Origin of the sequence: Streptomyces sp. NPDC051940 (assembly GCF_040680895.1) — a bacterium.
GTDB lineage: Bacteria > Actinomycetota > Actinomycetes > Streptomycetales > Streptomycetaceae > Streptomyces.
Map to the genome: position 1 here is coordinate 17,951 of NZ_JBFAXR010000025.1, position 24,995 is coordinate 42,945.

The window sequence follows — 24,995 nt, forward strand, 5'->3', positions numbered from 1 at the left end:
TCAGGATCCGATCGTCGAGGGGGAAGCGGCGGACGCGTTGAGCTCGGAGCCGTCGGCGGTACTGCCCGCCGCCCGGATCCGCTCGGTCAGGACAAGCTCGGCCAGGGTGGCCACCGTGGCGTGTTCGAAGACCTTCGCCACCGGCAGGTCGATCTCGAAGCGGGTACGCAGCCGCCAGGACAGATGCATGGCGTCCACGGACGTGCCGCCGGCGTCGAAGAAGTTGTCGTCGCGCCCCAGCTCGTCGACCTCCAACACCTCGGCCATCAGCTCGGCGACGAGGATCTCCAGCGGAGTACGGGGAGCGGTGTACGTGGTGGTGATGCTGCGGCGCCGGTCGCGCTGCTCGACCGGAACCGACCAGCATGGGGGCAACGGCAGGTCGTCGAGGGTCTCCGCCTCCCCGGCCAGCGCGGTGAGCAGAGCGGCGAAGTCCTCGTGCAGCCGCGCGATGCCCGGCTGGGAGATCACGGCGCTGTCATGGCAGGTGCGCAGCTCGAGACCGGAGTCCGCAGTGACTGTCAGGGTGAGCGGGAACCCAGTGCGCACGCTGGGCCCGCCGATGGGGTGGCGCTCGATGCGGCAGTCGTCCGCGAGGCGGGGCAGTTCACGCTCGCCTGGATAGTTCTGGAAGACCAGCAGGCTCTCGCAGGTGGCGGGCGCGCCCTGCGCACCCGACCATTGCCGGATCTGCGCGAGCGAGCACCACTGGTACTCGCCGAGCTCCAATTGCTGGCACTGCACGTCCGCCAGCCACGCACCCAACGGCCGGCCTGCCGGCGGCCGCAGCCGCACCGGCACGTTCGTCAGGAACGGGCCGATCACGCCCTCCACTCCGGGCAGCTCGGGGGGACGGCCGGCCACTGTCACGGCGAATATGGCCTCCTCGCGTCCCGCGTACCTGGCCAGCAGCAGGCCCCAGGCCGCCCTGACCATCGTGTTGAGGGTCACCCGGTGGTGTCGTGCCCGCTCGGCCAGCGCCGCGGCGATGTCGCCGCTCAGCTGCGACCTGCGCTCCACCAAGCTGCCCGCCTGCCGGTGCGGCGGGCGCAGCAGGGCGCCAGGACGGCCCGCACCGGGCACCGAGCCGGACAGGGCACCGCGCCAGTAGTCCTGCGCCCGCTGCTGGTCCTGTCCGGCCAGCCAGTCGACGTAGGAGGCGAAGTCGGCGGTGTCCTCGGTGCCGGCCGACGCGCCCCCGTACTCCTGCGCCACCTGGCGCAGGAGTAGTTCGACCGACCAGCCGTCCACGATCAGGTGGTGGAGACCGAGCAGGATGTGGTGGGTGCGGTCGTCCAGCCTGATCACCGTCAAGCGCAGCAGCGGGGCGCGGGTGAGCTGGAATCCCGCGGTGCAGTCCGCCTTGGCACAGGCTGCGATGTCGTCGTCGGTGACGTCCTGGTCCGTCCAGTCGAGCAGGGTGTACGGAACGTCCGCACCTGTCATGACGACCTGGAGCGGCTGCTCCAGTCCCTCCCAGGCGAAGCAGGTGCGCAGGGCGGTGTGCCGCTGCGCGACCTGCTGCCAGGCCTGGAAGTAGCGCTCGGGGGCGAAGGCTCCGTGCACCCGCAGGCTGTACTGGACGAAGCAGGCGTCGGACTCCGGCCGGCTGATGTCGTGCAGCAGCATCAGCTCTTGGGTGGGCGTGAGGGGGTAGGCGGCGCTTATGTCGTGCGCGGTGGTCATCGGTTGGAGTCCTTCGTGTCGGCCGGTTCGCGCAGAGCGGCCCGGATGCGGGCATAGGCGTTGCCGGTGATGCCGGCGCGGGAGAGGTCGGCGGTGGAGAGGCTCGCCGCTCCCAGTGCGGCCTCGCGGGTGAGATCCCGTACGGCGGAGACGAACAGCTCGGCGAGTTCCGCGGCAGTGTCGGGAGCGATCCGGGCGTCGTGGGTCCACCCCAGGCGCAGCCGTCCGGACGCGACGACGGCCTCTGCGGCGAGCAGCCTGCTGCGCGGCGACTGCGGGGACCGGTCGAAGGAAGCACGACCCAGCAGGGACGGCCGGTCGGCGGAGGTGAACAGCCGGTCGCCGCCGGGCTCGCGCCGTTCGCCCAGGTAGTTGAAGGCGGCCTCCGGCTCGGGCAGCGCGGCCATCTTGCGCTGGAGGTCGTCCTCGGCGAGGTAGCGCAGGGCGCCGAAGCCCACCCCGCGGCGCGGTACCGTGGCGAGCGTGCCGGCCACCGCCTCCAGGGCCTGCGCCGCGGACCGTTCACCCAGCTCGATCGTCAGCGGGAACACGGCCGTGAACCAGCCGATCGTGCGGGTGATGTCGACGTCGTCGAACCAGTGGTCGCGCCCGTGCCGTTCGACATCGATCCGTACGGTCTGCGCACCCGACCACTGCCGCAGCGCCAGGGCGGCCCCGGTGAGCAGCAGGCCTTCCATGCCGCCGGACCGGGCGGCGGTCGCCCGGAGTTCGGCTGTCGAGGACTCGTCCAGCTCCCGCCAGACGGTGGTGGCGGTGGCCTCGACAGCGGGCGCCTGCGGAGCGTCGGCAGGCAGCGCCTCGGCGGGCGGCTTGGCTTGCGCCATCCAGTACTCCGCCTCACGCTGGGCCTCGGCCGTGCGGGTGTAGGCTGCCAGCCGCCCGGCCCACTGCGGCATCGGCGTGCTGGGCGGGAGCGGCTCGGCCCCCCGGCAGGAAGCGGTGAGGTCCTCGATGAGGATCGGCCACGACACGGCATCGACGGCCAGGTGGTGGGCCGCCACGAGCAGTGTCGGACCGGCTGTGAGCCCCATCACGTACAGGGCGGCGAGCATCCTGCCCCGCGCGTGGTCGATCCGTGCGTGAGTGTCTGCCACGGCGCGCCGCAGGGCCGCCGCGTGATGGCCTGCCGGCACCGTCCGCAGGTCGAGCAGTTCGCACAGCGGCCCGTCCAGCGGGGCGGGTTCCGCGCTTGCGTCCGCGGCCGGCGGGCGGCTCAACGCCGGGTGGCCCGTCGCCACCGCGGTCAGCGCCCGCTCCAGGTCGGGCTGGGTCGGCCCGGACGCGACGGTCAGCCACAGGCTCTGATGCCAGTGGGCCGGATCCGGCATCGCCTGGTTGGCGAACCAGGCCTGCATCGGTGCGACGGCCTCGTCCACATGGCCGGTCCGGCTCTCGATGCGGGGGCCTGCCGTCAGCCGCGCGGCGAGCCGCTCCACAGTCTGCTCGGTGAGCAGGTCGGTCGGGCGCATCGTGAGCCCCGCTGCCCGCGCCCGCGCTGTGACTTGCATGGCGACGATCGAATCGCCGCCCAGATGGAAGAAGTTGTCCCGCACGCCCACCTGTTCCACGCCCAGCAACTCGGCGATGATCCGGGCGAGGGTCTGCTCGGTGGGCGTGCGCGGCTGCGCCCCCTCCTGGGAGTCGCCGGGGTGCCACTCGGGCAGCGCCTCCCGGTCCAGCTTGCCGTTACGGGTCAGCGGCAGCGTCTCCAGCAGCACGAAACCGGTCGGCACCGCGTGCGCCGGCAGCAACCCCTCCAGGTGTCCCCGCAGTTGCTCGACGGTGGGGGGCGGCGCACCGGGAGTGGGGACCACGTAGCCGACGAGCATCGGGATGCCGTTGCGCCGGCGCAGATCCACGACGGCGTCCGCGGCGGCGGGGTGGGAGCGGATCGCGGCCGTGATCTCGCCGAGTTCGAGCCGGAACCCGCGCAGCTTGACCTGCTGGTCGATCCGGCCGAGGTAGCGCAGGTCCCCGTCAGGGGTGCGCAGGGCCAGGTCGCCCGTCCGATACATCCTCGCCCCGGAGCCGGGGCCGAACGGCGACGGGACGAAGCGCTGGGCCGTCTTGGCGGGGTCGCCCAGGTACCCCATGGCCAGTCCCGCCCCGCAGACGTGGATCTCACCCGGCACGCCCTCCGGGACTGGACGACCGGACTTGTCGAGCAGGTGCACGCTCAGATCGGGGATGGGAGTGCCGATCAGGGAGCCCGCACGGCTGTCGGCGTCGGCCGGGCCGAGCGGCCGGTAGGTCACATGCACGGTGGTCTCCGTGATGCCGTACATGTTGACGAGGCGAGTGCGCTGCTCCGGGACGTGCGCGTACCAGGTGCGGAGCACATCAAAGTCGAGTGCCTCACCCCCGAAGACCACGAGCCGCGGCGGGTGTTGCAGACCACCGCGGGCCGCGACCGCGGCGGTCAGCTGGGCGAAAGCGGACGGCGTCTGGTTGAGGACGGTGACGCCTTCGGCATCCAGCAGATCGGCGAAGTTCTCGGGAGAGCGGGTCACGGCCTCGGGGACGATCACCAGACGGCCGCCGTAGGCCAGGGCGCCCCAGATCTCCCATACCGAGAAGTCGAACGACGGGGAGTGGAACAGCGTCCAGGTGTCCTGCGGGCCGAAGCCGTACCAGGACTCCGTGGCGCTCAGCAGCCGGCTGACGTTGGCGTGGCTGACCAGCACCCCCTTCGGGCGGCCCGTCGATCCGGACGTGTAGATCACGTAGGCGGCGTCCCGGGGGTCCGCGAGCGTGCCCACCCGGGTCTGCACGCCTTCGCGGTGCGCCCCGATGCCGATCGCGGACACCGTGCCGGGCAGCCGGCGCTCCGCCTGGTCGTCGCCCAGGACCACCCGCGCACCCGAGTCCTCCAGCAGCATGGCCAGACGCGCCTCGGGGTAGCCGGGGTCGAGCGGAAGGTACGCCGCCCCCGCCTTGAGGATGCCGAGCAGGCCCGCCAGCAGCGCGGGGGACCGGCCGGCGCACAGGCCGACCACGTCACCGGGGCCGACCCCCTCCGTGCGCAGCCGGTGCGCCAGGGCGTTGGCCCAGCGCTCGAGGGCCGCATAGCTGACTGAGCGCCCCTCGAAGCTCAGGGCCACGGCGTCGGGGTCGCGGTCCACCGCCGCCTCGAACCACTCATGCAAGCAGCGAGTGCCACCCGCCGCCTCGCGGGACTCCGGGCGCGGCCGGGCGCCGGCGCTCTGCCCGAGGTCGGCCAGCAGGTCCCCCGGTGCCGCGAGGGCCTGCCGGAGCAGTGTGAGCCACTGGTCGGCGAAGCTCTCCGCCGCGGCCCGGCTGAACACGCCGGTCCGGTACATCAGGGCGCCGCGCAGCTCTTCGCCCTCGTCCGAGAGGTAGACGTTGAGGTCGAACTTCGCCCGCCCGGTGTCCACGCCGCGCGGCGTCCCCCGCGCGGCACCCAGTCGCAGGTCGCGGCCGGGCGCGGAGTCGTAGTTGAACACCACGGTGGGCATCCAGGTGACGCCGTCGGCGCGGAGCTCCTCCAGCACCTTGCCCACCGGCGCGGTCCGGTGCTCGTAGCCGTCGAGGAAGGTGTCGCGGACGGCCCCGGCCAGCTCGGCGAAGGTGCGTGCAGCGGTGAGATCGGTGCGGATCGGGAGGATGTTGACGAAGAAGCCCATGGTGTCGGCGAACTCCTCACCGATCCGCCCGTCCACCGGCACTCCGACGGTGACATCGCTGCTCCGCGTGTACCGCCCGGCCATGGCCGCCAGGCCGGCGAGGAGCAGCATGAACGGACTGGCCCCGGCGGACGCCGCGCCCCTGCGGAGCTCCCGGGCGAGACCGGCGTCGATGCGCAGCGGGATCACACCGCCGGCCTCGGATTCCGCGCCGTTGTGCGCCTGGTACAGCTGGACCGGTTCGGCGTCGGCCAGTTGGTCGCGCCAGTACGCCACCGCGTCGGACCACTGTCCGTCGTCGTAGCCCGCACGCTGCCGGCGCGCGTAGTCCGCGTACGTCGCCGCCTCGACGCCCGGGACGGCCGGTACTCCGGCGTAGGCGCGCTCCAGGGAGTCGAAGAGGATCCGGAACCAGCCGTCGCTGACCAGATGGTGGATGACCACGAGCAGCACCTGGCGTGCGGTGCCGACCTGGTAGAGCGTGGCGCGCAGCAGCGGAGCCTGGGAGAGCGTGAAGGGGCGCCGCGCCTCGGCGGCGATCGCCTCCTCCAGGCCCCCCTCGGACAGGGAGCACAACTCCATCTGCGGCCGGGCGGCGTCGTTCCGGCGCTGGACGAGGTCCCCGCCGATCTCGTGGAAGGAGGTCCGCAGCACCGCGTGCTGCGCGACCGCGGTCTCGAGGGCGCGCTGCAGCCGGGCGGCGTCGACGGCGCGGTCGAAGTCCACGCGCATCGCGCTGTTGTAGGCGGCGCCCTCGGCGCCTGCCAGCCACAGCCGCTCCTGCTCGAACGACAGCGGGGCCTCCGCCGTCGCGGACGGCGCGATGCCGGGCGCGGAGGAGAGCGCGGGGCTCCGTGCGAGCAGCCGCTCGGTGATGGTCGCGGTGCTCATCCGGTGACCTCTTCGGCGAGATCCGGGCGCAGGTCGGCCTCGTCCAGTTCCCGGAGCCGGGCGGCGAGCGCGTCGGCGACGCACGGGGCGAAGGCCTCCACGGTCGGGGTCGCGAAGAGCTGGCGCAGGGGCACCCGGATGCCCAGCGCCTCGCGGATCCGGGCCGTCACCTGGGTCACCAGCAGGGAATGGCCGCCCAGGGTGAAGAAGTCGTCGCCCGCGCCGACGCGGTCGAGCTTGAGCACGTCGGCGAACAGCTCGGTCACATAGCGCTCGGCGTCGGTGCGCGGCTCCACGTACGCGGTGGACAGGTCCTGCCGGGCGGTTCCCGGCGCGGGCAGCGCGGCGTGGTCCACCTTGCCGTTCACCGTCACCGGGATGGCGTCGACGGGGACGATCACCGAGGGCACCATGTGGGCGGGGAGGAGGCCCCGGGCATGCTCCAGGAGGGTGTCGACGGGCAGGGGCCCGCTGAGCGTCACATAGCTGACGAGCCGCTCGTCGCCGGGGATGTCCTCGCGGGCGATGGTGGCTGAGTCGATGACCGCCGCGTGCGTCGTCAGGACGGCGTCGATCTCGCCCGGCTCGATCCGGAAACCCCGGACCTTGACCTGGTGGTCGGCCCGGCCGAGGAACTCCAGTTCACCGGTGGGCAGCATGCGGGCGAGGTCGCCGGTGCGGTACATCCGCTCGCCGGCCGTCCCGGGGTCGGGCAGGAACCGCTCGGCGGTGCGGCCGGGAGCGGAGACGTAGCCGCGGGCGACGCCCGTGCCCGCGACGTACAGCTCGCCGATGTGACCGAGCGGCAGCGGGTTCAGCCGGGCGTCGAGCACGTACAGCCGGGTGTTGGCGATGGGCCGGCCGATCGGCACCGGGCCCTGGCCGGGGTCGTCCGGATTGACCTCGTAGATGCAGCAGCCCACCACGGTCTCGGTGGGTCCGTACTCGTTGATCAGGTGGACGCCGGGGGCGTCGCGGCGCCACTCCTGGACTCGGTCGAAGGTGAGCTGTTCGCCACCGATCACGAACGTGCGGGTACCGGCGGCGAGTTCACCGGCCGGTGCGATCTGGGTGATGCTGGCGAGCGACGACGGGGTGAGCTTGACGAGGCTGAACGCGGAGCCGCCCCGCAGGGAATCCGCCAGCGGCTCGATCCGCTCCAGGCCGACCTGGTCGGGCAGCAGCGTCACCGGACGGCCGGCGATCAGCGGCGGGAACAGGCTGGTGACGGTGAGGTCGAAGCTGATCGGCGAGTCCATGGGCGCGCCCGTGCCGTCGCCGGCCCCGTAACGACGCGCAGCGAAGGTGCAGTAGTTGGTCAGACCCGCATGCGTCACCATCACGCCCTTGGGGCGGCCTGTCGAGCCCGAGGTGAACAGCACGTAGGCCAGGTCGTCGCCGCTGACCGGGGCAGGCGCGCCGCAGGCGGCGCCCGGCCCGTCGACAGCCAGGAACGCGGGGCCTTCCAGGCCGTCCACGGGTGCGCCGTCCGCGGTGACGACCAGGGTGGTGCCCGCGTCGTCGACCATGTCCTGCAGGCGGCTCGCGGGGTAGCGCGCGTCGAGGGGCAGGTAGGCCGCGCCGGCCCGGAGCACGCCCAGGATCGCCACCAGCAGGGCCGGCGAACGCGGCACGCACACGCCGACGATCCGGCCGGGGGTGACCCCGGCGTCGGCCAGACGGCCGGCCAGCGCGTCTGCCGCCGCCAGCAGTTCGGCGTACGAGAGCTGCACGTCGGCGCCGATCACGGCCGTGGCGTCGGGGCGCAGCGCCGCCTGCTCCGCCACCAGGTCGAGGACGGTTCGGTCGGGCACGGGCACGACCGTGTCGTTGAACTCCCCGGTCCTGAGGCCGTCCGCGGGCGGCACGATGGGCAGCAGGCCGATGGGGATGCCCGGCTCCGCCTCGGCCGCGGGAAGCATCTGCAGCGTCTGCTCGCCCAGGGACCGCGCCAGCTCGGGATGAACGCGGGCGGCATCGAACCGCACGGACACCCGGATCCCGCCGGAGGGCCGGCGGTCGCACTCCAGGCGCAGTACGAACGGCTCCCCGTCGCACCGGGCGTCGTCAGCCCAGGCCGGGAGTTCGCGGTAGGAGAAGCCGAACGGCCAGCGGTGGGTGGGGAAGTGGAGGGTGTCCTGGTTGTCGCGCAGTCCGTTCAGCGCGTTCCGGACGGCGGCCGTGGCAGGGGTGAAGCAGGACGCCGTGTCGACGGTGTCGGTCATCGGCAGGTACCGGCTGAACGCGCCGATCGCGGCGTGCACCTCCGGGTGGGCCCGCCCGTCCACGCCGACCGCCATGGTGACGCTGTTGCCGGCAACCCGGCTCAGCACCGCCGTCCATGCGGTGAGCAGGACCGCCTCGGGATCCGCGTGGTCCGGCAGCACCGCCTCGGCGATGTGAACCTCCTCGGTCCGCCGGGGAGCCGCGTCGGTCCCGGGCACGGCGAAGCGGCCGGTGTCCAGGCTCTCCGGACGCAGGGTGGCGAGGATGTCGTCCGCGGGCGCGTCCGCCGCCGTCTCCAGCAGGTCACGGCGCCACTGGGAGTAGTCGGCGTACTGCAGGTCGCCGATCGCACCTGCCTCGCCGCGCAGCACAGATGCCATCACGACCAGGCTCTCGAGGTCGGCGAGCAGCGCCGGCGCCGTCACCAGCAGGTGGCCGTCGGCCACTGCCACCTCGAGCCGCAGGCTGAGCGCGCAGCGCTCGCGCTCCGTTACGGCGGCGGTCTCCCGGTTCCCCGGGGACTCGCGGACCTCGCAGCTGGCGTGGGGCGCGATCACCTGGTACTTGCCGCGCATGCCGCGGACAACGGCGATCGAGGTGCGCAGGATCTCGTATCGCTCGACCAGGCCGGCCAGGCGCTCCTCGACAGCCGCCGCGCCGACGCCCTCGGGCAGCCGGACGGTCAGCTGGCACAGCTGCGGTACGGGGCCGGCCAGCGCCAGCGTCCGTTCCTGCACCGGGGAGAGCGGATAGGCCTCCGTCTCGTTCAGGTCAGGCATTGCCGTTACCTCCGATAACCGAGTCCGCGGTGCAGGGCTGTCCCATGGCGACCAGGACCTGCCTGGGGCCGGTGAACGACTGGCGGCCGTGGGCCATGAGCATGTTGTCGACGACGACCACATCGCCCCGCTGCCAGGGGAAGACGATCGACTCCGCCGCGTAGGCGGCCCTGAGTTCGTCCACGACCTCGTCCGGAATCGGACTGCCGTCGCCGAAGTAGGTGCAGTTGGGCAGGCCGTCCTCGCCGTACTCGGCCGTCAGCTCGTCGCGGACGCCCGCGGGGAGGGAGCTGGGGTGGAAGAGGACTGCGTGGTTGAACCAGGTCCGCACGCCGGTCCGCGGGTGCCGTACGACGGCGGGAGCGACCCGGCTGAGCCGCAGCCGGTCACCGGCCCAGCGGTGGTCGTACCCGCCCAGCCGGCACTGGGCCTCGACCTGGTTGCGGTCGTCCGTCTGGAAGACCTCCCGCCAGTCCAGGCCGATGCCGCCGCCGAGGTTGCGGACATAGCGCACGCCGTGCTCGGTGAAACGCCGCAGCGTCGGCGGCGATATCCGCTCCAGCACCCGCCGGCAGTCCGCGAGCGGGGTGGCGCCGCCGGTCTGCGCCGGCGTCGCGCAGTGCAGGATCAGCCGCAGCGGCCAGCTGTGGGCGTAGGAGTTCTCGCAGTGCAGCGGGATCTCCTCGGCCGCCGGGTACTCCGTGGAGGTGTAGATGTTGCCCTCGACCGTGCTGCGGGGCGTAGAGCGCTCCCGGTACTCCAGCGGGTCGCCGACCGCGGCGGAGACGACTGACTGCAGCGCGGCGGCGCCGCACACGTCGAAGCCGCGGAACAGGACGGCACCGTGCTCGTCGAGCCACCCGTCGATGGGGGTGCGCGCATCGGCGGCGTAGGCGGCGAGATCGACCCCGGGCACCGCGGGCCGCACCGTGAGCGGCAGCTCGAGGCCGCGAGGGGGTTCCACCGTGACGATGTCCGAGCCCGGTGCCGCGACGCGGCGGCGCGTTCCGATAGCGCTTCTCACTGGTTCTCCTTTTCCAGAACGGCCGGCGCGACCGGTCGTCGGACGGATCCGATGCTGCGCCGGGCGGCGATGCCCAGATCCCGGCGGTTTCCGTGGACCGACTGGCGGTCCGAGTCGCGTACGAAGCCCACGAGGTCGCTCAGCCGGGACCCGGGATGCCGCACGATGTGTTCCAGCAGCCCCGCGTACGCGTGCACCAGCCGCTTGATCTCGCTGCGCCGGTAGAGGTCCGCGTTGTACTCCCACTCGAGGACGTAGCCGCCGTCCTTGTGGTCGAAGGGGTCCGGCGGCCGGCGGATGCCGGTGATGTTCAGGTCGAACTTGGCCGACTCGCCGATGTGGTACTCGATGCGCCCGGTGACCTCACCCATGTCGAGGTCCGGCAGGGGTGTGTCGTGGAAGGCGAAGGAGACCTGGAAGAAGGGGTTCTTGCCCGGGTCGTGGCGCGGCCGCAGATCACGGACGATCATCTCGAAGGGCAGGTCAGCGTTGCTGAAGGCGCCGATGACGGTGCGCCGGGCGCGGTGCAGGACGGTGGTGAAGTCGGGGTCGCCGCTCAGGTCGGTGCGCAGCACCAGCGGATTTACGATCATGCCCAGCAGGTCCTCGATGGGGCGCTGGGACCGGTTGGCGGAGCTCGAGCCGATCACCACGTCCTCCGTGCCGGTGAATGCCGAGCACAGCACCGCGAACGCCGCGTACATGGTCATGAAGAGCGTGGCTCCGCTGCCGCCGGCGACTGCCAGCCGGTCGCACAGCTCCCGCGGCACGACCAGGGGCTCCATGGCCCCGCGGAACCGCGGCTGGACCGGACGGGGCCGCGTGCCGAACAAGGCGAGCGAGGGCAGGTTTCCACCGCTCAGGGTGTGTCGCCAGTAGTCCCGCTGGTCCTGCAGGGCGCCCGAGCTCACCAGTCCGCGCTGCCAGAGCGTGAAGTCCGCGTACTGTACCTGCAGTTCCGGTAGCGAATGCTCGCGGTCGGCCGCGTAGGCGGGGTAGATCTCCTTCAGCTCGGTGAGCAGCCGGCCGACCGACCAGCCGTCGTGGACGAAGTGGTGCTCGATCTGGACCAGCAGGTGCTCCACCTCGCCCAGCCGCAGCAGCCGCCAGCGCAGCAGCCGTTCCGTCGCCACGTCGAACGGCTGGTTGAGGGTGCGCAGGGTGTCCAGCAGCCGCTGTTCCTGCGCGTCGGGCGACAGGTCCGTCAGGTCGTCGAGGTCGAGGCGCACCGTCCAGGGCTCCCCGACGACCTGCCGGGGCGTTCCCCGGTCGGACGGGAACGAGGTCCGCAGCACCTCGTGCCGGCGCACGATCTCGGTGAGCGTCCGCTCCAACGCGGCCCGGTCGAGCCGGCCGCGCAGCCGGAGGGCGAACTGGGTGTTGTAGGCGGTGGCGTCGGGGGCCAGCTGACCGAGGAACCACACCATCTCCTGCGAGAAGGACAGCGGTATCGTCCTGTCCGCGTCGGCCTCCCGCGGGGCGACGGCGGGCAGGACCGTGCCGCCACCCAGGTCGCCGGCGTCGATCCGCTCGGCGAGGGCTGCGATCTGCGGTGTCTCGAAGATGTGGCCGAGCTGGACCGGCACCGCGAGCCGTTCGCGCAGCCGGGCGACGATCTGGGCCACCAGCAGCGAATGTCCCCCCAGTGCGAAGAAGTCGTCCTCGACTCCGACCCGTTGCAGGTCCAGCACCTGCTCGAACGCCTCTGCGACCGCCGCCTCGGTGGCGGTGCGGGGTCGGGTGCCGGTGTCGGACAGGGGGGCGGCGGACACCTCCCGTGCGGCGAGGCCGGCGCGGTCGACCTTTCCGTTCACCGTCACCGGGAAGGCCTCAAGCCGCACCACGGCGATCGGCACCAGGTGCGCGGGCAGCCGCTCCCTCAGGTGCGCGAGCGGTCCGGGCAGGGCGTCACCGACCGCCGGCGTCACGTACGACACGAGCTGTTTTCCACCCCGGCCGTCGTCCCGTGCCACGGTCACCGCGGCGGTGACGCCGGGCACGGTGCTGAGGACCGCGTCGACCTCCGCGGGTTCGACGCGCATCCCGCGGATCTTCACCTGGTCGTCGATCCGGCCGAGGAACTCCAGCTCGCCGGAGGGCAGCAGCCGGGCGAGGTCGCCCGTTCGGTACAGGCGCTCCCCGCGGCCGGCGGGATGCGGCACGAACCGCTCGGCGGTGCGCCCCGGCGCATTCAGATAGCCGCGTGCGAGGCCCCGGCCGCCGAGGAACAGCTCACCGGACCGGGCGGGGCGCAGGTCCGCGTCCAGCAGCAGGACCTGGGCGCCCGGCACCGGCCGGCCGATCGGCGCCGTGCGCAGCCCCGGCTGTTCGAGCGGCTCCGCGGTCGCGGTCCAGCAGGTGGCGGCGATGGTGGCCTCGGTGGGGCCGTAGCCGTTCACCAGCCGGACGCGGCCGAGTTCCGGGTGCCGACACCACTGCCGGACCGACTCGGCCGGAGCCCGGTCGCCTCCGATGAGCACCAGCCGAAGGGACTCGGGCACGACCGCCCCGGCAAGCACGGCCTCCAGCAGCTGGAGCCAGTACTCGGTCGGCAGGTTCAGGACCGTCACGCCCAGCCGAGCGCATTCCGCCAGCAGCTGCCCCGGCTCCAGCATGTCCTGCGTCCGCAGCACGAGTTCGGCGCCCGAGCCGATCGCCAGCATGATGTCCTCCATGCTGGCGTCGAAGCCGAGGGAGGCGAACTGCAGCCACCGGTCCCGGGAGGTGATCTCGTAGGCCCGGCTCATGTCACGGGCGTAGCCGCCGATCGACCCGTGGCTGATCATCACGCCCTTCGGCTGCCCGGTCGAGCCGGACGTGTGCATGAGGTAGGCGAGATCGGCGGGATCCGGGCCGGGAGCCGCAAGTCGGCGCTGCGGCGGCCCGTCGGCGAGGTCCGTCGCAGGTGCCGCGGGGTGGCTCTGCGGTGGCCCGCCGACGGGCACGGCGATCAGGTCCGTCAGGCCCTGCGGCACTGGAGCGCCGTCGTGCACCAGGAACGCGGCGGAGGCGGCCAGCATGCGCAGCCGCTCGGCCGGGTGTCCGGGGTCCAGCGGGAGGTAGACGCCGCCCGCACGCATGACCCCCAGCACGGCCGTCACGGTCTCCACCGAGCGCGGCAGGGACACGGCGACCACGCTGCCCGGCTCGACGCCGGCTGCGGTGAGCCGAGCGGCCAGGGAGTCCGCGGCGGCGTCCAGCTGCCGATAGGTGACGCGGACGCCGGGCGCGGAGACCGCGATACCGTCGCCGGCTGTACGTGCCCGGTGCGCGACCTGTGCCGACAGGTACATCAGAACTCCTCTCCGGTGAGCTGCCTGACGAGGGCCGCGGCGAGGTCCGCGGCGTCGGTCTTGATGAAGTAGTGGCCGGCGCCCGCGAGTTCGATGAGCTCGACGGATCCGAAGAACCGCGCCCAGTCCGCGTAGCGGTCGCGGTAGCCCGCAGTGGCCGGGTCCTGGTCGCCGATGACGCAGTACGCCGGGACGCCGGTCACTGTGTCGGCGCAGCCGCCGAACCATCGGGCCGACTGCTCCAGGTCGTGCCGGACCACGCGAACGAGGTCGGTGCGGTCCGCGGGGAGGATGTCGCCCTCCAGACCGCCGAGTTCGCCGAGGAAGGAGGCGAGCTCGCCGTCGCTCATGGCGGCGTCGCGTTCCAGCGAGCCCAGCGGCTCGGGGTTGACCAGCGAACCGCCGATGAACACGGCACGCGGCGGGCGCCCGGCCTCGGCCAGCCGCCGGGCGAGCGCCACGGTGATCGCCGAGCCGACGCACTGCCCGTACAGCACGACCGGCTCAGACGGCGTGCCGAGCTCGGCGCAGGCCTGGTCCACGACGACGGACAGGTCCGCCAGCGGCTCACCGGTGAAGTCGTGGCCGGGCAGCGACAGCGCCAGGAACCGGATGTCCTGGGGCAGGGCGGCCGCAAGCGCGCTGTAGCAGACTGCGTTGCCGCCGCCGTAGGGCACGCCCAGCACGGTCAGGCGCGGCTCGGGTACGTCGCGGAGGGGGACCAGCAGCGGTCGGGGTCCGGAGGGCCGGGACACCCGGGCGGTGAAGGAGCGGACCGTCGGGTGCGTGAACAGGGTGCTGATCGGCGTCGTCGCGTCGCACTCGCGGACGGCCCGGACCGCCCGGAAGGAGTCGCCGCCCAGGTCGAAGAAGTTGTCGTCCGGTCCGATGCCGGTGCGGCCCAGCAGGCGGCACCAGATCTCTGCGACCTTCTGCTCCTGCGGGCTGCAGGCACCGGGCGCGGCCGGCCCCGCGGAGGGTTCGTCCGGGTCGGGCAGGGAGCGGCGGTCCACCTTCCCGTTGGGGGTGATCGGCAGGGTGGGCAGCACCCGGACCGAGGCGGGAACCATCGTGGCCGGCAGGTACTCGGCCAGTAGTTCGCGCAGCCGGGACGAGGTGGGTTCCTGTCCGGGTTCCGGTACGACGTAGCCCACCAGCCGCCGCTCGTCACCGGTGCCGCGCGCGGCGACGACCGCCTCGCCGACGCCCGGCAGCGACCGCAGGGCGGCTTCGATCTCGCCCAGCTCGATCCGCACACCGTGCACCTTGACCTGCAGGTCGGCGCGGCCCAGCAGCTCGAGCATGCCGTCGGCTCCGTAGCGGGCGAGGTCGCCCGTGCGGTACATCCGGTCGCCGGGGACCCCGGAGAACGGGTTGGGGACGTACCGTTCGGCGGTGAGCGCGGGCCTGGAGTGGTATCCCCAGCCCATGCCCACGCCGCCGAGGAAGAGTTCACCCGGCACGCCGACGGGGGCCGGCAGGCCCCCGCGCTCAAGGACGTAGGCGAGCTGGTTGTCCATGGGGGTGCCGTACGGGACGCTCAGCCACTCCGCGTCGACGGCACCGATCGTGTAGACGGTGGAGTGGATGGACAGCTCCGTCGCCCCGCCCAGACTCACCACGGTGGCGTCGGGGGCGATGCGCCGGATGCGGTCGGGCAGCGAGACCGGGATCCAGTCGCCGCCCAGCAGCACGACCCGCAGGTCCGGGAGCTGGAGACCGGCGCGTTCGGCCTCGTCGGCCACCAGTCCGAGCAGGGCCGGTACCGACTGCCAGACCGTCACCCGCTGGTCCCGCAGGGCCTGGAGCCAGCGGGCGGGGTCGCGCACCTCGTCCGGCCCTGGCAGCACGACCGTGCCGCCGGCCGCCAGTGTGCCGAACGTGTCGTACACGCACATGTCGAAGCTCGGCGACGAGATGGCGAAGAGGCGGTCGCCGGGACCGACGCCGTAACGGCGGTTCAGGTCCCAGACGTTCCCGACCCGACCCCGGTGGTCGAGGAGGGTGCCCTTGGGCCGGCCGGTGGATCCCGACGTGAAGATCAGGTACGCGAGGTCGTTCGGGCCGGCGGTTCCCCCTACCCGCTCGGCCGAGGCCGTCGGGCTGTCCTCCACGTGGACCAGTGCCGGCCGCACCGGGGGCAGCAGCGCGGCCAGGGAGCGCCGGGTCACCACGGCGGACAACTGCCCGTCCTGCACCATCAGCGCGAGGCGCTCGGCCGGATAGCCCGGGTCGAGCGGTACGTACGCGGCGTCCGCCTTGAGGATGCCGAGCATGCCGGCCGCGAGTTCGGGCGACCGCTCGAGCAGCAGGCCCACCCGGTCGCCGCGCCGGACGCCCGTCGAACGCAGCTGGTCAGCGACCTGGTTGGCCTCCCGCTCCAGCTCCGCGTAGGTCACCGTGCGGTCGCCCGCGACCAGGGCGGCGTGGTTCGGGGACCGGTCGGCCTGCCGCTCGAACAGGCCGTGCAGAGTCTCGTGGGCGGGGAACTCCGCCGCGGTGCGGTTCCAGTCACCGACCGCCCGGGTGTGCTCCTCGCGGCTGAGCATCGGCACCGAGAAGACGTCCGCATCCGGCTTCGCCAGCAGACCGTCCAGCAGCTGCACATAGTGCCGCAGCATCGCCTCGATCCGGGATCGGTCGAACAGGTCGGTGCGGTACTGCACGAAGCCTCGGTAGCCGTCGCCGTGCTCCCGGAAGTCCAGCAGCAGATCGAACTTGGCGGTCTGCCCGGTGATGTCCCATCGCTGCGCCGTCACTCCGGCGAGCCGGGGCAGCACGTCGGTGCGCGTGGTGGTCTGCATCAGCACCCGGATCAACGGCTCGGTACCGCGCATGCCGGCGGGCCGGATCTCGTCCACCAGCCGGTCGAAGGGGAGTTCCTGGTTCTGGTAGGCACCCAAGCAGTTCTCCCGCACCCGCAGCAGCAGCTCCCGGAACGACGGGGTCTGCTCCAGACTGGTGCGGATCACCAGGGTATTGATGAAGAAGCCGATGAGCTGCTCCAGCTCCGGCCGCAGCCGGCCGTGCGAGGGAGCGCCGATGGCGATGTCGGTGCTGCCGCTGTAGCGGGCCAGAAGCACTTTCAGCCCGGCCATCAACCCCATGAACGGGGTCGCCCCCGCGTCCTGGCAGAAGCCCCGCAGTCGGCGGCCCAGTTGCTCGGGCACCTCCACGACGCATTCGTCGCCGTCCGGCCCGTCGATCGACGGGCGGGGGCGGTCGGCGGGCAGGTCCAGCTGCGCCAGCCCCGACAGGCGGTCCTTCCAGTAGTCCAACTGCGCCTCGAGGGTTCCGTCGTCCACCCGGGCGTGCTGCCAGGCCGCGAAGTCGCTGTACTGGAGACTCAGGTCGTCGAGCTCCGGGTCGCTGTGGGTGAGTTCGGCGTCGTAGCAGCGCTCCAGCTCGGTGAAGAGGATCTGCATGGACCAGCCGTCCACCACGATGTGGTGGACGGTCACCAGCAGGACCCAGTCGCTCGGGCCGAGGCGCAGCAGCCGTACGCGCAGCAGCGGGCCCGTCGCCAGATCGAACCCCCGCAGCGCCTCCTGCTCGGCGATCGCCCGGGCGGCGGCCAGGGCCTGGTCCGTGGACTCGCCGGCGACCTCGTCGACGGACACCCGCACCGGCACCTCCGGCAGGACGACCTGCACAGGCTGCCCGGCGACCGTCCGGAAGACCGTGCGCAGCGCCTCGTGCCGGCGGATCACCCGCTGCAGCGCCGCGCTCAGCACGCGGGGGTCCACCGGACCGGAGAGGCGGTAGGCGAAGGCGCAGTTGTAGGCGGGGTCGCCGGGCGTCATCTGGTCGAGGAACCACAGGCGGCGCTGCGGGAAGGACAGCGGCATACCGCCGTCACCGGTCCGAGCAGCCACCGGTATGTGCGCCTGCCGGGGCTCTGGAACCGCAGCCCTCGACGTGGCCGGCGCCTCGGCTCCGGCAAGGCCGAGCCGGCGTTCCAGGGCGATGCGCTCATCGATCGGGAGCGTACTGACGGCTGCTGCAACTCGGCCGCTGTCCAAAAGATTCACGAGGGGTCTCCATCGGTCGGCCTTTTGCCCCGGCATTTCGGAGGCTTCATCTCGGCGCGACCAAACATGGCATGGAGCCCGGGCGGAAATCCATGCCATGCGATGGCACGGATATGACATGCCCGATGGCAGTGTTGAACCCGTATCGGCAGGGATTCCCGCACGTAGCGCAGGGCTGTGCCATCCCTGCGCCAGCCCGTTGCTCCGGCCCGGAAGCGGTTGATACAAGTCTTGGTATTCCTCGCCTCGCATTCAACCGAAGGCCGGTCTCATGAAAACCCTCCTGGTCGATAATTACGACTCATACACCTTCAATTTGTTTCAGCTGCTGGCTGAGGTAAATGCCGAGGAGCCTGTCGTGGTGCGCAACGACGAGGTCGACTGGGCAGGCATATGCGCGCTGCGGCCGGACAACATCGTGATCTCTCCCGGACCCGGCCACCCTGGTCGGCCCGCGGACTTCGGCGTGTGCGCCGACGTCCTGCGGTACGCGGACGTCCCCGTGCTCGGCGTATGCCTGGGGCACCAGGGCATCGGAGTGGCCGCCGGCGCGTCGGTGCGCCGCGCGCCGTCGCCGGAGCACGGCCGGCTCAGCCGGGTGTGGCACGACGACTCGCCGCTGTTCCATGGCATTCCGCAGGGCTTCACGGTGGTGCGCTACCACTCGCTGGCCGTCCACGAACTGCCGGCCGACCTCGCGGCGACCGCATGGACCGCGGACGGCGTGCTGATGGGCCTGGCCCACCGGAGCCGCCCGCAGTGGGGCGTCCAGTTCCATCCGGAGTCGGTGGCCACCCAGTTCGGGCACCGGCTGCTGGCCAACTTCCGCGACCTGACCCCGGTCGAGCCGGTGCGCCGGACACGCCGGCGCACACCCGCGGCCCCCGTCACCGCACAGCGTGCCGCCGCAGCGGAGCGCAACGCGCGCGCCGGAACCGGGGCTGCACGTGAGTCCGCCCCGCCGCGGCAGGAGGCGCCGCTGCAGTGCACGGTGCGCACGCTCGCGAACTGGTGCGAGCCGGAGGATGCGTTCGCCTCGCTGTACGCGCCGGAGGAGGTGTCGTTCTGGCTGGACAGCAGCCGCACGGCACCGGGCATGGCCCGGTTCTCCTTCATGGGCGCCGCGGACGGGCCGCTGTCGAAGGTGGTGCGCTACGACGTCGCCGCCCAAGAGATCACCATCGAATCGGCCACGGGCCGACAGGTGCACCACGGCGTGCTGTACGACCACCTGCGGCAGGCGCTGGCCCAGGGCGTAGCGGAGGCCGAGGCCGTCCCCTTCGACTTCACCGGCGGCTTCGTCGGCTACCTGGGCTACGAACTCAAGGCGGACTCGGGCGCCTCGCAGGCGCACGGGTCCCCCCATCCGGACGCGTCCCTCGTCTTCGCCGACCGGTTCCTGGCCTTCGACCACCAGGAGCGCCGGGTCCACCTGGTCGCCCTGACCCGCCCGGGAGACGCGGCCGCGGCGGAGGCGTGGTTCGGCGACCTCGCCCACCGGCTGCCGCGGGTGCCGCGGCTGGAGCGGCCGACAGGCCTCGACTCCGAGGTGACACTCGCCCGCCCCACCGCCTCCCGGGACGAGTACGTCGACGCCGTCCGGATCTGCCAGGAGTACCTGGCGGCCGGCGAGAGCTACGAGATCTGCCTCACCGACCGGGTGCGAAGCGATCCGCTGCAGGCCGACCCGTTCGAGGTCTACCGGACCCTGCGCCGCATCAACCCGGCGCCGTACTCGGCCTATCTGCGATTCGGCGACCTGTCGGTGCTGTGCTCGTCCCCGGAGCGCTTCCTGAAGATCGACAGGGCAGGGTGGGCGGAGTCCAAGCCGATCAAGGGAACCGCCCGCCGTTCCACCGACCGGGCCGAGGATGCCCGGTTGGCCGCCCGGCTGACCACGGACGACAAGACCCGCGCCGAGAACCTGATGATCGTCGACCTGCTGCGCAACGATCTGGGCGCGGTGTGCGAGGTCGGCTCGGTCAGCGTGCCTCATCTGATGGCGGTGGAGAGCTACGAGACCGTGCACCAGCTGGTGTCCACCGTCCGCGGCCGACTCCGCGCAGGCACGAGTACCGTCGACTGCCTGCACGCCACGTTCCCCGGCGGCTCGATGACGGGCGCGCCGAAGCTGCGCACCATGGAGATCATCGACCGACTGGAGTCCAGCGCCCGCGGTGTGTACTCCGGCTCGATCGGGTTCCTCGGCCTCAACGGCACCGCGGACCTCAACATCGTGATCCGGACCATCGTCGCCGACTCGGCGGGCACGGTGATCGGCACCGGGGGCGCCATCGTCACCCACTCGGATCCGCAGGCGGAGTACGACGAGATCCTGCTGAAGGCGGAGGCCCTGGCCCGGGCCGTGGCGCTGGCCGAATCCCCGTGGGCCGCGGCGGACGCGCCCGCCGCCCGTCTGACGGCCACGCTCGCCGCGGCGGGAGGTGACCGACGTGCACACGGTGCGACCAGCGGGCGCAACTGACGTCCCCTTCCTGGCCCGCGGGGTGGCGGAGCTGATCGCCGAGATCCGGGGGGCCGCCGCCGAGCCCGCGGACGACGGCGCTCTCGCCGTCGCACAGGACCTGGTGGCCGGCCGGCTGGACGGCGCTGCTCTCGTCGCGTGGTCCCCCGACGGCCGGCGGCACGGACTGATCACCGCGAACCGGCTGCGGTCCATCCGCACCCGCGGCCCCTATGCCCTCATCCAGGAGTTGTGGGTCGCCCCCGAGGGCCGTGCGCTGGGCGTCGGCGCGGCCCTGATCTCCGCCCTGTGCAACTGGGCCCGCAGCGCCGGGTGCGCGATGGTCGAAGTCGGCCTGCCGCTCCCGCAGTCGCCGGTGCACGCCAACACCTACCACCGCTACACCCAGTGGGGCTTCACCGCGAACGGACCGCGCATGCGGAAGATCGTGAGGACGAACGATGACCCTGACCGTCGTTGACCAGGGCAGGGCGGACTTCGCCCAGCCCTGGACGCTGGGGCCTGACGGCGGCCGGACCCCCGGCGCCGAGAGCGAGGACCGGCGCCGCGCCCTGTGGGCCGGCCTGCAGGCCGCCGGCTGCCGCAGCGTGACCGCCGACGCTTCCGACGCCGATCTCGACGACCTGCTCGGCGCGGTGCACCAGCCCGAATACCTGGGGTTCCTCGACGACTGGTCCCGCCGTCTGGGCCCCGGCGAACTCCACGTCCCCCATGAGCGCACGGCGCCCGGCGTCCCCCAGGACACCCCGCTGAGCAGCGGCATCCTGGGCTTCGCCCGGGAAGGCGCACGCACCGCGCTGACCGCCGCGGCCCTCGTGGCCGCGAACCAGGGCCACGCCTACGCGCTGTGCCGCCCGCCGGGCCACCACGCCGGGCCGGACTGGTCGGGCGGCTACTGCTTCCTGAACAACGCCTCGGTGGCCGCCGAGGCCCTGACCCGCCACGGGCGTCGGCCGGGCATCCTCGACCTCGACTTCCACATCGGCAACGGCACCGCCGCCGTTGCGCAGCACCTCGGCGACCTCCCGTACGCCTCCGTGCACGCCGCGACCGACCGGCACTACCCCTGGCAGGAGGACCTGCCAGGCGTCGATCCGCGGCTGTGCGTGGGGCTGCCGACCGGCCCCACGCCCGAGCAGTACTGCACCTTCGTCGACATGCTCGCCGGCCGTCTGGCCGACGAGGGGGTGGACACTCTCGTCCTCTCCCTGGGCTTCGACGTGATCAAAGACGATCCGCACGGCGGCTGGGAACTGCACCCCGCGGACCTGCAGCTCGTGGCCGGGCTGCTGGCAGGGCGCGGCTGGCCCGTGCTGGTGGTGCAGGAGGGCGGCTATCTGCTCGACGAACTCGCCGCCTGCTCAGCGTCCTTCGCCCGTGGGCTACGCCAGGAAGAGGAAATGTGACCATGAATGAACTCCAGCGTCTCCGCACCAGGATCGATGTGCTCGATGCCGGCATCGCCGCGCAACTCGCCCAGCGCTTCGAGGTCTGCCGACTCGTCGGACGGCTCAAGCGCCATGAGGACATACCGATGATGCAGCCGGATCGGGTCCGCCACGTACACGAGGTGTACCGCAAGGCGGCCCAAGACCAGGGCCTGCCCGAGGACTTCGCCCGCCAGTTCGTGGAGCTGATGATCGCGGCGACCTGCGCGCTGGAGGACGACATCATCGACGCCCCGCAGGAGGCGGGTGTCCGATGAGTACCTTCGTCACCCTCGGCCCCGAGGGCACCGACCACGAGCACACCCTGCGCGCCTACCTGCGCCGCCAAGGGCTCGCCGATGCGCGCGTCCTCCTCGTCGACGACATGCTCGAGGGCCTGGAGCTGGTACGCAGCCGGCCGGACCACTACCTGCTGCAGAACAGCCTGCACCCGGACGCTCTCGAGGTCACGGAACGCCACTGGGACCAGGTGCGCGTTCTGGACTGCTTCATCGCTCCCACCAAACCGATGGCGATCATCCGCCGGGCCGACGCACCCGCACCGCGGCACCTGGCGGTGATGCCGGCAACCGTCGGCTACCTGCGCCCGGGAGAGTGGCCGAACCTGATCACGGTGTCGGCGAAGCCCCACATCGGCACCGGCCTGCTCAGCGGCATGTACGAAGCCGGCCTGACCCATCTCAGCTGGGCCGTCGAGCATCCGGACGAGCTGGTGCTCATCGAACAGATCGGCCCCGTGGATACCGTCTGGATCGTCTACGGCACGAGCGAGGTCCGCAGGGGCCTTCTCACCGGGATGCTGAGGCCCGATCTCTACTGCGGCGCCGCGGTGCGGGCATGATCGAGACCGCGCCGCAGCCCACCTGCGCCGGACCGACCGGCCCGCCGCTCGACGACGGCGCGCCGGCAGCCCCGCAGACCACGGTGTGGCTCAACGGGAGGGTGATACCAACCGACCAGGCCGTGGTGCCTGTGATGTCACACGCCCTCCACTACGGATCCGCGGTGTTCGAGGGCATCCGTGCCTACCGGGGCCGGCACGGCACCGCCGTGTTCCGGCTGACGGACCACCTCCACCGCCTGGCCCGTTCCGCTGCCGCCTACGGGATCGCCGTGCCCTACACGACGGGCGAACTGCGAAGCGCGGTCCACGAGGTCGTCGCGGCCAGCGGACTGGCTGATGCCTACATCCGGCCGCTGGTGTTCCGCGGAACGGGCTCGATGGGCCTCGATCCGTCCGGCACGACGGTGGGGGTTGCGATCATGGCATGGCGTCTGGACGACTACTACCGCCACCAGGCCGGCAACTCCGTCGCCGCCACGGTATCCACCTGGCGCCGCATCCCGCCCAACGCGCTCGTCCCCCGCGCAAAGGCCGCGGGCCACTACCTGAATTCGATGCTCGCCAAGTCGGAGGCACAGCGGCACGGCTTCGACGAGGCGATCATGCTGGACGAACGCGGGCTGGTCTGCGAGGCGAGCGCGATGAACGTCCTGTGCGTGCTGGACGGCGCGCTGCACACGCCGGACACCACCCCTTACGTGCTGGACGGCATCACCAGGGACACCGTGCTGCGGCTGGCCCGCGACCTCGACCTGGATGTCGTGGCCGGCGACCTCACCGTCTCCCAGCTCCATCAGGCCAGTGAACTGCTGCTCACCGGCACCGGAGCCCGGATCGCACCCGTCGGACAACTCGACGCCACCCGCTTCCGGGCTCCCGGCCCGGTCACCACCGCCCTCGGACGCCACTTCGACCTCGCCGTCCGCGGCGAATTGCCGCACCTCGCCCACTGGCTGGACGCGGTGGCCGGTACGCAAGGGGCCGGGTGATGGACCTCAACCTGTCCGGGCGCCGGGCGGTCGTGCTGGCGGGGACGGCAGGGCTGGGACGCGGGGTGTGCGAGGCGCTGGCCCAGGAGGGCTGCACGGTGGTGACCTGCGGAAGGACGCCCGTAGCCGGTGGCCCACCGGAGATCACCGCACTGGCATGCGATATCCGGCAGGCCAACCCTCTGGACGCCTTCCTCACCTCGGCCCTCGAACTCCTCGGCGGCGTCGACATCCTGGTGACCAACAGCGGCGGGCCCCGGCCGGGAGTCACGTCCGACCTCAGCGACGACGATTGGGAGGGTGCGTTCTCGAGCCTGGTGATGCCGGTGATACGCGCCTGCCGCAGGCTGACGCCGCTCATGGCGGCGCAAGGCCGCGGTGTGGTGATCAACACGGCCAGTATCTCGGCCCTGCGCCCGCTGCCCGGGCTGTCCCTGTCCAATGTGCTGCGGCCGGCGGTCGTCGGGTTGAGCAGGACACTGGCCGCGGAACTCGCGCCCAGCGGCGTCCGGGTGAACTGCCTGCTCCCCGGACCGTTCGCCACCCGGCGCTCGGAGGAGTACGCGCAGTGGCAGGCTGCCCGGACCGCGAGCGACCCCGACCCGGCCCCGCGGGCCGACACTGCGGCCGTTCCGCTGGGGCGTCTGGGGGCCGTGGAGGAGTTCGGGCGGATGGCGGCCTTCCTGGCCAGCGATCAGTCCGCGTACTGCACGGGGAGCAGCATCTGCCTGGACGGCGGTGTCTCCCTCTACTGACCTGGCCACACGTGAGTTCCGACGAGACCCGTCACGCGACGGCAGCCGCCCGGTGCTGCCCAGCGGCTGCCGTCAGACAGGAGATCCAACCCACCGTGAGCGACCTTTCGGTCTGGGCCCTGCCCGTGCCTACGACGGCCGAATCCGACGACCTGGACCTCACTGTGCTGGACGGGCAGGAGAGGCGCCGCTTGGCCGCCTTCCGCCGGAGCGCCGACCGGCGCAGATATGCCTTCGCTCACACTGCGCTGCGCATGGTCTTGGGACAGCTGCTGGATACGGCCCCGGAGGCGCTGCGCTTCGACCGCGAGCCGTGTCCCCGATGCCGCGGACCGCACGGCCGGCCGGTCGTGGCCGGAGGACTGGAAGGGGTGCACTTCTCTCTGTCGCACGGCGGGGATATGGCGTTCATCGGGGTCGCGTCCGTCGACGTCGGGGTAGACGTGGAGACTGTCCCATCCATTGCTGTCGCAGAGGAGTTGACGCCTCTGCTGCACCCTGCCGAGCAGCGGGACATCCGCCCCGACACGCCGGCGGCCGACTTCGCCCGCCAGTGGACCCGCAAGGAGGCATATCTCAAGGGCCTGGGCATCGGCCTGTCGCGCGACTTGCATGCGGACGACACCTCGTCCAGCCCGCCGGGGTGGCGCATCAACGACCTACCCGCCCCAGCCGGCTACGCCGCAGCGGTGGCACTGCGGACCGCTTCGCGGCCGCGGCTGGTGTTGCATCGGTCGCTGGACGGAGCCGGAACGGGATTCCGACAGCTTCCGCACAGCACCCGGGCGGAACGGCGCGAGCTGCAGCTGCCAGCGACGGTGCCGTTGGAGCCGCGCCGCCGCGGGGGTGGAGGTGCGCCGTGACGCGGAGCCTCACGGC

The 24,995-nt window shown here is 72.3% G+C and carries 14 protein-coding genes; 8 read left to right on the forward strand and 6 right to left on the reverse strand.

The window, feature by feature from the left end; translation table 11 throughout:
- From AB0M28_RS12975 to AB0M28_RS13000, 6 genes are read right to left on the reverse strand one after another with little or no spacing between them, the layout of a single operon-like run.
- Window positions 1-1,686 (reverse strand): condensation domain-containing protein, encoded by a 1,686-nt coding sequence (locus AB0M28_RS12975; RefSeq protein ID WP_365402373.1) that lies wholly within the window; start codon window positions 1,684-1,686, stop codon window positions 1-3.
- Window positions 1,683-6,242 carry an amino acid adenylation domain-containing protein gene (locus AB0M28_RS12980; protein WP_365402376.1) on the reverse strand — a complete coding sequence of 1,520 codons (4,560 nt, stop codon included), beginning with the start codon at window positions 6,240-6,242 and terminating at the stop codon, window positions 1,683-1,685. The genes AB0M28_RS12975 and AB0M28_RS12980 overlap by 4 nt, the downstream gene beginning before the upstream one ends.
- Window positions 6,239-9,247, reverse strand: a complete 3,009-nt coding sequence (locus AB0M28_RS12985; RefSeq protein ID WP_365402379.1) for an amino acid adenylation domain-containing protein — start codon at window positions 9,245-9,247, stop codon at window positions 6,239-6,241. The genes AB0M28_RS12980 and AB0M28_RS12985 overlap by 4 nt, the downstream gene beginning before the upstream one ends.
- Entirely contained in the window at window positions 9,240-10,271 is a 1,032-nt protein-coding gene (locus AB0M28_RS12990; RefSeq protein WP_365402381.1) for a TauD/TfdA family dioxygenase, read from the reverse strand. The genes AB0M28_RS12985 and AB0M28_RS12990 overlap by 8 nt, the downstream gene beginning before the upstream one ends.
- The gene (locus tag AB0M28_RS12995; RefSeq protein ID WP_365402384.1) at window positions 10,268-13,564 is read right to left on the reverse strand and encodes an amino acid adenylation domain-containing protein; all 3,297 of its coding nucleotides are present in this window, start codon (window positions 13,562-13,564) and stop codon (window positions 10,268-10,270) included. Before AB0M28_RS12995 ends, AB0M28_RS12990 begins: the two co-directional genes overlap by 4 nt.
- Window positions 13,564-17,439, reverse strand: a complete 3,876-nt coding sequence (locus tag AB0M28_RS13000; RefSeq protein WP_365402387.1) for an amino acid adenylation domain-containing protein — start codon at window positions 17,437-17,439, stop codon at window positions 13,564-13,566. Before AB0M28_RS13000 ends, AB0M28_RS12995 begins: the two co-directional genes overlap by 1 nt.
- Window positions 17,440-17,866: 427 nt before the next feature.
- Between AB0M28_RS13000 and pabB the strand changes: the two genes are divergently transcribed.
- From pabB to AB0M28_RS13040, 8 genes are all read left to right on the forward strand, one after another.
- Window positions 17,867-20,080 (forward strand): aminodeoxychorismate synthase, encoded by a 2,214-nt coding sequence (gene pabB, locus AB0M28_RS13005; protein WP_365402390.1) that lies wholly within the window; start codon window positions 17,867-17,869, stop codon window positions 20,078-20,080.
- Complete coding sequence (locus AB0M28_RS13010) at window positions 20,049-20,540, forward strand: GNAT family N-acetyltransferase (RefSeq protein WP_365402393.1); 492 nt, start codon at window positions 20,049-20,051, stop codon at window positions 20,538-20,540. Before pabB ends, AB0M28_RS13010 begins: the two co-directional genes overlap by 32 nt.
- On the forward strand, window positions 20,521-21,486 hold the full coding sequence (locus AB0M28_RS13015; RefSeq protein WP_365402396.1) for a hypothetical protein: 966 nt from the start codon (window positions 20,521-20,523) through the stop codon (window positions 21,484-21,486). Before AB0M28_RS13010 ends, AB0M28_RS13015 begins: the two co-directional genes overlap by 20 nt.
- 2 nt (window positions 21,487-21,488) lie before the next feature.
- Entirely contained in the window at window positions 21,489-21,785 is a 297-nt protein-coding gene (locus AB0M28_RS13020; RefSeq protein ID WP_365402398.1) for a chorismate mutase, read from the forward strand.
- Window positions 21,782-22,369 carry a hypothetical protein gene (locus AB0M28_RS13025; RefSeq protein WP_365402401.1) on the forward strand — a complete coding sequence of 196 codons (588 nt, stop codon included), beginning with the start codon at window positions 21,782-21,784 and terminating at the stop codon, window positions 22,367-22,369. The genes AB0M28_RS13020 and AB0M28_RS13025 overlap by 4 nt, the downstream gene beginning before the upstream one ends.
- On the forward strand, window positions 22,366-23,361 hold the full coding sequence (locus AB0M28_RS13030) for a branched-chain amino acid transaminase (RefSeq protein ID WP_365402404.1): 996 nt from the start codon (window positions 22,366-22,368) through the stop codon (window positions 23,359-23,361). Before AB0M28_RS13025 ends, AB0M28_RS13030 begins: the two co-directional genes overlap by 4 nt.
- Window positions 23,361-24,116, forward strand: coding sequence for an SDR family oxidoreductase (locus AB0M28_RS13035; RefSeq protein WP_365402407.1), 756 nt, complete (start codon window positions 23,361-23,363; stop codon window positions 24,114-24,116). The genes AB0M28_RS13030 and AB0M28_RS13035 overlap by 1 nt, the downstream gene beginning before the upstream one ends.
- Before the next feature lie 95 nt (window positions 24,117-24,211).
- Entirely contained in the window at window positions 24,212-24,979 is a 768-nt protein-coding gene (locus tag AB0M28_RS13040) for a 4'-phosphopantetheinyl transferase superfamily protein (RefSeq protein WP_365402410.1), read from the forward strand.
- Window positions 24,980-24,995: the final 16 nt, after the last annotated feature.